The 8,767-nt window shown below is 50.2% G+C and carries 8 protein-coding genes and 1 tRNA gene; 6 read left to right on the top strand and 3 right to left on the bottom strand.

What is annotated here, in order from left to right; genetic code table 11:
• Nucleotides 1-218 precede the first annotated feature (218 nt).
• Nucleotides 219-1,403: an aminotransferase class I/II-fold pyridoxal phosphate-dependent enzyme gene (locus tag NOU37_09840; protein MCQ4575526.1), complete on the bottom strand. Its 1,185-nt coding sequence runs from the start codon at nt 1,401-1,403 to the stop codon at nt 219-221.
• Nucleotides 1,404-1,424: 21 nt separating this feature from the next.
• Nucleotides 1,425-2,441, bottom strand: coding sequence for a 3-deoxy-7-phosphoheptulonate synthase (gene aroF, locus NOU37_09835; protein MCQ4575525.1), 1,017 nt, complete (start codon nt 2,439-2,441; stop codon nt 1,425-1,427).
• 443 nt (nt 2,442-2,884) lie between these two features.
• On the opposite strand from aroF, the gene NOU37_09830 reads away from it, so the two are divergent.
• Together NOU37_09830 and NOU37_09825 are read left to right on the top strand one after the other, a co-directional pair.
• Nucleotides 2,885-3,361 (top strand): Crp/Fnr family transcriptional regulator, encoded by a 477-nt coding sequence (locus tag NOU37_09830; protein MCQ4575524.1) that lies wholly within the window; start codon nt 2,885-2,887, stop codon nt 3,359-3,361.
• Nucleotides 3,362-4,037: 676 nt separating this feature from the next.
• Nucleotides 4,038-5,192: a tetratricopeptide repeat protein gene (locus NOU37_09825; protein MCQ4575523.1), complete on the top strand. Its 1,155-nt coding sequence runs from the start codon at nt 4,038-4,040 to the stop codon at nt 5,190-5,192.
• A 504-nt stretch (nt 5,193-5,696) separates the two neighbouring features.
• Here NOU37_09825 and NOU37_09820 read toward each other — a convergent pair.
• On the bottom strand, nt 5,697-5,876 hold the full coding sequence (locus NOU37_09820; GenBank protein ID MCQ4575522.1) for a hypothetical protein: 180 nt from the start codon (nt 5,874-5,876) through the stop codon (nt 5,697-5,699).
• Here NOU37_09820 and NOU37_09815 point away from each other — a divergent pair.
• The 4 genes from NOU37_09815 to NOU37_09800 all read left to right on the top strand — a co-directional run bounded on the left by NOU37_09815 (nt 5,802) and on the right by NOU37_09800 (nt 8,718).
• Nucleotides 5,802-6,944 (top strand): ATP-binding protein, encoded by a 1,143-nt coding sequence (locus NOU37_09815; GenBank protein ID MCQ4575521.1) that lies wholly within the window; start codon nt 5,802-5,804, stop codon nt 6,942-6,944. The two genes, NOU37_09820 and NOU37_09815, sit on opposite strands and share 75 nt — an antisense overlap.
• Before the next feature lie 21 nt (nt 6,945-6,965).
• Nucleotides 6,966-7,358, top strand: coding sequence for a response regulator (locus NOU37_09810; GenBank protein MCQ4575520.1), 393 nt, complete (start codon nt 6,966-6,968; stop codon nt 7,356-7,358).
• Between the two features lie 201 nt (nt 7,359-7,559).
• A tRNA-His gene (locus NOU37_09805) sits at nt 7,560-7,636 on the top strand.
• Nucleotides 7,637-8,091: 455 nt separating this feature from the next.
• Nucleotides 8,092-8,718: an NYN domain-containing protein gene (locus tag NOU37_09800; GenBank protein MCQ4575519.1), complete on the top strand. Its 627-nt coding sequence runs from the start codon at nt 8,092-8,094 to the stop codon at nt 8,716-8,718.
• The last annotated feature ends 49 nt before the right edge of the window (nt 8,719-8,767 follow it).

Genomic DNA, 8,767 nt, shown 5'->3' with positions numbered 1-8,767 from the left:
TAATAGAGTCAATAACCTACGGCAGGAAAAAGATGCCAGGCTGGCGGAAGGAGCTTACACCGGAAGAGATTAAGGCCGCCGCCAGGTGGGTCAGGGTGCTTAGTGGGAAGAAAAGACGCTGAGTTACTAGATGTAGGGACAGACCTTTAGGTCTGTCCGAAATGAACTGCATCAAAGTGGTGTCAATGTAGGGTACGTCTTGACGCACCACACCGCTATTACAGCTTCAGATTTTTCAGGTGCTCTGCGGCCTCTTTCGTTTGCTCTATGCCGGGGACCAGGGCAAATCTCACGAAACCCTCTCCGGGGTTCTTGTTCGATTCGGTGGGGTCGCTCAGCCACGCGCCGGGTGTGGTCACGATGGCCACCTCGGGGTCCAGCAGCTTCGTCGCGAACTCAACGGAACTCATCCCCTGCGGCACCCTCTGCCATATATACATGGTTGACTCAGGCGTGCAGTCCGGGAGCCCGGCCCGGGTCAGCGCCTTTACCAGTATATCCCGCTTCTCCCGGTACTCCTTGCGCAGTTGCTCCACGTGGGTCTCGTCTCCGAGGGCGGCGATTGCGCCGTCCTGGATAAACGTGGCGGTGCCGGAATCTATGTTGGTCTTTACCTTCTTGAATATGTCCACTATACGCCTGTCGCCGGCCACCCAACCCGTGCGGTAACAGGTCATGGCGCTTCGTTTTGAGAGCGAGTGGAAGGCCAGCACCCCTTCCTTCGTGGTCTCAAGGATGCTGTGCGGCGGGTTGTTGGTGAAATAAATCTCCGTATACGCTTCATCGGCGGCGATGATGATATTATGCTTGTGGCCGAACTCCACCACTTCTTCCAGAAACCTGAGAGGCGCGTTAACGGCGCATGGGTTGCTGGGATAGTTTATCCACATAATCTTCGCCCTCTTTAGCACCTTATGGGGGATGTCCTCAAGGTCTGGCAGGAAGTGGTTCTCCGGGAGCAGCGGCACAAAATACGGTATACCCTCCGCGAAGAGGGCTCCCCTTGCGTAGGGGGGATATCCCGGCGTTGGGATTATCACGTAGTCCCCATGGTCAACCAGCCCCTCCGGGAAGTTGAAGACGGCCTCCTTCGAGCCCATCGTGGAAGAGATTTCCGTGTCCGGGTCCAGGTTCATCCCAAACCGCTTCTTCATCCATTCGCTTATGGTAACGCGGTATTCTCTGGTGCCTGTGTAGCTGGGGTACCCGGAACTCTTCCTGATGTCTATGGCCATCTGTGTGGCCTGTCTGACCACCCGCGGAGTGGGAGACGTCGGGTCGCCCACACCGAAGTCGATCGGCGAAACACCTTGCTCCTTAAGCATTGTTACCTGCGCGTCCACCTCCGCGAAGGCATATGAAGACATGGACGATACCCTGTGAGACGGTCTTATCTCTACCATACTGCTCCTCAGGTGTTCTGGTTATATATCCCTGCCCACGGCCTGTGCCACAGGTTTGAGCTCTTTCATCAGTGTGCCGAAATCATCCGTTGTTATGGTCTGCGCGCCGTCAACAAAGGCCTTCTCGGGGTCCGTATGCACCTCTATCAGCAGTCCGTCAGCGCCCACGGCTACGGCGCCCTTGCACATGGGGTTTACGAGGCGGCGTTTTCCAGTGCCATGGCTTGGGTCTACGATAACGGGCAGGTGGGTAAGCTGTTTCAGCTCCGGTATCGCGCTCAGGCTCAACGTGAAACGGGTATGCTTCTCAAAGGTACGGATACCCCTTTCGCACAGGATCACGTTATCATTGCCCCGGGAGAGTATATACTCGGCGGCCAGGAGAAATTCGTCGAGTGTCGCGGACATGCCCCTCTTCAGGATGACCGGTTTTGGCTGCTCTCCAACGGCCTTGAGCAGCACAAAATTGCCCATGTTCCGGGTGCCTATCTGCAGGATGTCCACATATTTGGCCACCATCTCCACGTGCTCCGGGCTCAAGACCTCTGTCACAACGGGAAGTCCCACCTCTTCTCTTGTCTCCGCCAGATAGGCAAGTCCCTCCTCCTCCAGGCCCTGGAAGGAGTACGGGCTCGACCTGGGCTTGAACGCGCCGCCCCTGAGCGCAATCGCCCCGCATTCCTTTACCCTCTTCGCGATAGAGACTAACTGGGCCTTATTCTCTACCGCGCACGGCCCCGCTATCACCCCAATGGTCTTCCCGCCGAAAGAAAATTCCGGGCTTATCGGTATCCGGGTAGGGGCGGGCTTCACCTCACGGCTGGCCATCTTGTATGGAGAAAGTATGGGCACGGCCTTCTCTACGCCGGGTATCGCGTTCCAGAAATCCTGGGATATGTCACGTTTGTCGCCGAGGCAGGCAATGACATCCCTCTCCGTGCCGTGCAGGAGCGCGGTCTTCAGCCCCTTGCCCTCTACCGTCTTTATTACGTGGTCTATCTCCTTCTTAGAAGACCCGGGTTTCATTACGATAATCATCGTGCAATCACTCCAAATTCCAACAAAAAATCCGGAAAGCCGATAGTAGCGCTCAGGGCCGCAGCTCAAAAAAGATCGTTAAAAGCAGAAGCCGGCTTGTGTCGCAGGTGCTTAACATGCCGTCTTTACTCAAGTTTAAATGAAAAAAACAACTTGTCAAGTGAAAGGAAGCATGCCGGGCAAACGGGCTGGAGACTTTATCGTTCCTTTGTTAATTGCTTCTGGCAATCGCACAAACAGGAACGGTTCAGGCACAACAAATTATGCTCGTTGTAACACGCTTGACAATCCTCCCGGCCGACAGTAGGCTTTTGCAATAGAAAGAGGTGGCCGGACTCAGATATAGGTGGAGATGAAAACGCTTGGGACGGTCCTAAAAACAAAACTTCACTTTTTGCAGACATAACATAAAACCAGAAATCTTGGGAGCAGGAGGATAAGAGATGGCTTTTGAATCTGATTTAAATCTTAAGGGTGGTAAGACCATAGCTCTAAAGCAGGGAGAAATCCTTTTCTATGAGGGCAGCACGGCCGATGAGATGTACTTCATAGAGCGCGGCACGATTACAATAACCAAGCGTGTGCTGAACAAGAGCATAAAGTTGGGAGAGGGGAATGAGGGAGATTTTATCAGCGAACGTGCCGTACTTTGTGAAAGGCTTCCTCGCTCTACCACGGCCTCGGCACAGACTGATTGTGAAATAGTGGTGATGGACGAGAAGATGTGCAGGAAGTACGGCGAGACCCTCCCTCCTTTCGCCAGGAAGATGATACAGAGGATGACCACAAGGCTTCACCAGACAAACGAAATAGTGGTGAAAATGGCGCGTACGCACGAGATGGTAAGGGACCTGGGCAGGCGGATGCAGATGCTCGAGAATTCCATGCTGCAAGGTATGGAGTATAATGAACCGACTTAACCGCGCACTTCGCTCTATCAAAAACCCTGGTCTGCCTCTCTCGGGACCCCTTTTCGGGAGGGTTAGGCCGCCTTAAGAGTGTTGCTGAAGCGGGAAAAGCCGCGGAAAGAAAGCTTAACTTTCCTTGCCGGACAAACACTACACGGCATCGAGCTATATCGCCGGACAGTAGTTAATTACGCCTAACAGCTCAAGCGCCGTAAGCAAGACAAATAACACGACCAGGGCTATTACTATCTTCTTGATAAACCCCACAATTCACCTCCTTAATATTACTTAAACTCCCTGAGTAACCTAACCGGGGATGTGGATAATACCTCTTAAGACCCCTGTTGTAAAGCTTACTTAACCTCTCTGAAGTGCCTTGATGTTTCTTCCTTCCCGGTAATCTACACGATACCTGATTCAGACAGATTTTTCCACCGTTAGTGTGAACAAAACCCTGCAAAAAAGGGTTATAGCATGTCCTGCCATATACTACACCCTGCCGGCATGCGTTGGCGTACGGCAGCGGGCCTCTGAGAGGGTCCTGGGGGAATACCTCGCCAATGCTATCGGCTTGACAATCCCTCCCACTGGTAGTAGATTGCCACGCTAGAGGAGCTTGCAAGATAAGCCGGCCTATAAAACCACAAAATCCGTCCATACATATGATAAGCTCCGGAGGGGAAGTAAAATGGGCAGAATAAGGCCAAAGAATTTGCCGCGCGTGTTTGAACGTGTGAGTACGCGCCCGCCATTCTTCCGCAGACTTCATTTTCTCATCCTCTGCTGTACCGTATCACTCCTGTTCTCCCCAACTATGAGCCAGGCAAATGACAATGAGGCTGTGCGTCATTTTGATGCGGGCAATTCCTTTTACAACGAGGGTAAATATGGCCTGGCGATAAGCGAATACACGGAGGCCATAAGGCTAATGCCTGATTATGCAAGTGCCTACAACAACCGTGGGAATGCCTATGTCAAGCTGGGCCGGTATGAGCGGGCCATAGCCGACTGCAACCGCGCACTAGAGATTAACCCAGAACTTGCAGAGGCCTACTTCAACCGGGGGTTTACCTATAACAACCTGGGCCAGCATAAGCGGGCCATAGCCGACCTCGACCGCGCACTTGAGATTAATCCAGACTATGCAGCGGCCTACATCAACCGTGGGTTTGCCTATAACAACCTGGGCCAGCATAAGCGGGCCACAGCCGACCACGAGCGCGCACGGGAGCTAAACCCAGAACTTGTAGATGCCTACGACAACGAGATAAAAGCCCTCAAAAAATTGGCCGGGGAGACAAAACCGAAGGAGGTTGAGGCACAGGGCGCCGCCACAATGGATGCCGACACGTGGTTTCAACGTGGCACAAAACTTGGTGAATCAGGTAATTATGAAGAGGCTATTGAATGCTTCGACAAGGCACTGGAGATTGACCCAAACGGCCCCATACGTTGGTTATGTTGGGTCGCCAAGAGCGCGGCACTAACTAATCTGGGCAGGCCTTTGGAGGGCCTCCACTTTGCCGACAAGTCAGCGAAGGACTTACCAATTTTACACGTGTCTTTTGTAGTCAAGGGTTGGGCACTGACCGAGTTGGGCAGACATCAAGAGGCCTTAGAATACTATAATAAGTCGCTTGAGATTGAACCAACAGCCGTGGCGTGGAGTGGAAAGGGTCTTCTGCTGGATAGAATGGGGGCTACGCCGATGGAGGTACTGTTCAGCTACGAAAAGGCCTTGGAAATGAGCCCCAGGCACCCGCCGATTTGGAGTAAGAAACAAGAACCTCTCGTAGAAACCCCCGAATACAAGAAGGTGAAGGCGGCTGTAGATGGGGGGTAAAGGTGGTTATCTGGAATTAACGCCGGGGAGCCGGCTCCCCATCGTGTTACGGCGACATGTTACTGTGACATCGTAAACGCTTTTACGGAGACCAGGTACACAATTACCGGGGGGTATGTTAAATTTCTCACTGACATTCTGAGGCCAAAATCTCCCTTCTGGAACGTGTTTTTAAGCATCTAAAACTCCAAACCGCGCACATCGTGTGTGGCTGTCACTTGGCGGCCCGGCAGCATCATAAGGAATAGTGCCATAGTGAACCAGCCAAGGATGCCCGCAATAACCACCTCCCTTTGTATTTATCCTCAGGCTTGACAACCCTCCCTAATAGTAGTAGTTTTCCAAACTGGGAAAGTTTGCCTAAGAAGTGGGCCTGACATTAGTAAAGAACTCCAAGACCCGTTTGGAATTGGACAAACTGTATATTCCCACATGTTTCCTGTTGTAAGGCGGACGGAAGATCTTGGCTAAGAGGAGCTGTAAACCATGTCAAGGATTACTGACCTAGTACCGGTAAACCTTCTTGAAATCCTTTAGGAAGCCTACCAGAACTACCTCCAAACATCCGCTGCAATATATGAACTCGACGGCAGTTACGCCGCCTGTCTGATAACGTCTGAGTATTGTAATTGTCTTACCGATGCCTGTGAGGCCAAAGCCGGAAAGGGTAAGGGTATCTGCCATGATGACTGCTGGCAGATATCCAAAAAATCCATCGACTTCATGAAGCCGTTTGGCGAGGAGTGTTCCGGCGGGCTGTTTATTTACGCTGTCCCCATTATGTTAGATGGGACACCTATCGGTGCGGCGAACGCCGCCGTGTCTAACCCGCCTAAGGACATCAAAACAATTAAGGAAATCGCTGAGAAATATGGGACAAGCGTAAAAGAAGTACAAAGCGCTATAGATGAGTATGAAGACCGCCCTGAATATGTCCGTGAATCGGCAAAGAGGCAGATAGAGATTACAGCGAAAACAATCGCCTCACTCTGCAAAGTCTTTTACGAGCTGCACGAGAAGGAAAAGAATCTTACAGGCGGAATCGCCGAGCGCAAACGTCTGGAGAATAAACTAAAGACACTTAACGAATCTCTGGAAAGACGGGTGGCTGAGCGCACGGAGGAATTATTCCAGAGCGAGAAACAAATCAAGACATCTCTCCTGGAAAAGGAAGAACTGCTGAAAGAAATTCACCATCGGGTCAAGAACAACCTGCAAATCATCTCAAGCCTGCTCGATATGAGCCGTATGCAAACCGACAACGAAGAGGCAAATAGGTTGCTTATGGAGGCCTGTAGCAGGGTTGGTACGATGTCCCTCATTCACTCACAACTATACCAGACTGACAGGTTTGACCGGATAGATATGGATAAATATCTGCGGGGAATGACCAGTTCGCTGTTACAACTTTACGGACAGAAGAAAAATATTGCAATTGATATTAAAGCCCCTGACATTTACCTGCCGGTGAGCCAGGCAATCCCCTGCGCCCTGGCCTTGAATGAACTGATTTCCAATGCCCTTGAACATGCCTACAAGGACAGAGAAAAGGGAACGCTTGAAATCTCCATGCAGAGAGCAGCCGACGACACCGTCTCCATAAGGATCAAGGACGACGGCGCCGGCATCCCGGAAGACGTTGACGTCTATAAAACCAACACCCTTGGTCTTAAGCTGGTTAGAAACCTGGTAGAGAGACAGTTAAAGGGAAAATGTATGTTAAAAGTGACGGGGGCATGGAGTTTGTCATAGAATTTAAGGTCTCAGAAGAAAATGGAGAAAAAGTCTAATACTAAAATACTGGTAGTAGATGACGAGACTCTCATCGCCATGGGGTTGGAAAGTTGCCTGACGTCTCTGGGGTACGAGGTCGTTGGGACTGCCTCCTCGGGTGAAGAAGCCATCAGCATGGCCAGGGAGCTGAGGCCCGATTTACTTCTGACGGATATTGTCATGCCAGGAAAGATAGACGGCGTAGAGGCCGCTAAAATAATCAAGGCGGAGCTGAATATCCCGGTTATATTCGTAACTGCCCATGAGGACAAAGCGTTACGGAGGGCAAAGGAAGCTGAACCCATCGGTTATCTTTTGAAGCCGTTTAGTTTAGGGGAAGTAAGAACTAAACTGAAGGACTTGATAAGCGGCACGAGAGGAACGGAAATTTAACAACGACAACCGTCACACACCCCCACCAGAATCCATCCTGAGGTTAGATTTCCCTTGTCTTGACAGGGTCAAGCACCTAAAACGCTCGCAGGTATCCCCATAGTCCACCTAAGCCCTTCGGTACCTCACGACAAACACCATGTAACTTGACAATTAATCAGGTGTTGATAGAATTGGTATGTCTTATTGATACATAACATGGTGGGCGTAGCTCAGTTGGTTAGAGCACCAGACTGTGGCTCTGGGGGTCGGGGGTTCGAATCCCCTCGCTCACCCCATCTTATAGGCCCTAGACTTATGACGTAAGTTCAGGATTTTCCTTGCCTTAGGGGGGTGGACATACAAGGACAAACAAGGCAGGTGTGGACAAGGGGTGACACCAAGAATGACCCATATTTGGCACACTTTTGACCCAAATATGGCACAGCGTAGGAAAATCCGCTCACGACACGTGGTAAACTCCACTATAACTGGCCAGCTAATTGAGTTGTCATGGGCGTCAAAGCCATTATGCTTGACAATCCTTTCTAATACACCACAGCAGCAAGGCTTACGATTTATTTTTTTAAAGGGCTTGACAAGGATGGTCTCGTTCGTTATTTGTGGTATACTAATTATAAAGGATACGGTTGATAGCTCCGATTACATCCGAACGCCAGTAGGCTGGCAGATAGGGGCCTGTTACTAACTTAGGTTGGTAATGGGCCCAGTCTATTTAGGGGAATATTTCTGTATGAAAAAAGTAGCTGTCTTAATTGATGGTGGGTACTTGTCAAAAATTTACAAGAGACAACTGTCAAAAAACCTTACACCCGGGGTTATTTTGAAACTGGTAGAAGAGAAGATACTTCAACGACCGCACGAGGAATTGTTTAGACTTTATTACTACGATGCTCCACCTTTCGGAAAAGAAATAACGAATCCTATCGACAACTCTACAACAGATTTTTCTAAGACGCCTCTGTTTACCGCTGTGAATGATTTCCACAGAGAATTAGCCGAAACCGATTTTGTTGCCTTGAGAAAAGGTAAGCTTTCTTTTGGCGGATGGAAGCTCACAAGGGGTGCGATTAACAACATTAAAAAAACGGGGGCTATCGAACCCTCGGACATTACCCCTGATTTTAAACAAAAAGCTGTGGATATGAAGATTGGACTGGATATTGCTTGGCTTGCAACAAAGAAAATCGTGGAGATAATCGCACTTGTTACGGCGGATAATGATTTCATCCCCGCAATGAAATTTGCCAGGAAGGAAGGGATCCATATAACAATAGCAAAAATCGACTCCTTAAATACATATATGCGTCAGCATGCAGACAAAATCATTGATATAGATATTAAAACGCTAGAACTTTAAACCAATTGTTTCCGCCTGTCTGTTGGTAAGTTTAAAAGGCGTGCCTCAT

The organism is Candidatus Bathyanammoxibius amoris (genome assembly GCA_024451685.1).
Classification (GTDB): domain Bacteria; phylum Planctomycetota; class Brocadiia; order Brocadiales; family Bathyanammoxibiaceae; genus Bathyanammoxibius; species Bathyanammoxibius amoris.
The sequence above is the reverse complement of the archived record's forward strand: the minus strand, read 5'-3'. Positions and strand labels throughout refer to the sequence as shown.